We start from the raw sequence: 520 nt of genomic DNA, 5'->3' as shown, positions 1-520 counted from the left end.
ATCTGCTTGGAGATGTTAGATACCTGAGCTGGGCTGTAATGACTGCCATACATCTTTTCAATCAAGTCGGCTATTTCTCTGGTGGTTACGCCTTTGGAATATAGCTTGATAATCATGCTTTCCAAGACATCGGAGTGCTGCTTGTAGTCAGGGAGCGTGTGCTGATGAAACATGCCGTTGCGATCCCTAGGCACCTGAATTTCAATCTCGCCAAATTGCGTATCAACCTTGCGAAAGTAAGCACCATTGCGTGAATTGCCTGTATTCCAGCCAGCTCTGGCATAAGGATCATAGCCTAAAAACGCAGTCAGTTCAGCCTCTAATAGTTCATTAACTGCTTGCTGGAGTTCTTTGCGCAATAAATCGTTTATTTTGTCTTGATTGAATAGAGCTTGTGCCATATTTTTGGTAAAATCATTCATGAAGGAGTTCTTCTTTCTGTATGTGTTTTTTTGTTCAAACCAATCATACGAGAAAGGAACTCCTTTTTCTAATGTTTTAAGAAATTAATTTAAGGAAT

Annotated in this window: 1 protein-coding gene; it reads right to left on the bottom strand. The window is 40.2% G+C overall.

Annotated features, from left to right (window positions below; genetic code table 11):
• Positions 1–422, bottom strand: a 422-nt coding sequence (locus tag BN1206_RS03560; protein ID WP_197072909.1) for a transposase, incomplete at its 3' end; no start/stop codon positions are given.
• Positions 423–520: the final 98 nt, after the last annotated feature.

The sequence above is a fragment of the Lactobacillus sp. OTU4228 genome (assembly GCF_001006945.1).
GTDB classification, from domain to species: domain Bacteria; phylum Bacillota; class Bacilli; order Lactobacillales; family Lactobacillaceae; genus Lactobacillus; species Lactobacillus amylovorus.
This window is presented reverse-complemented; position numbering and strand designations above follow the sequence as displayed.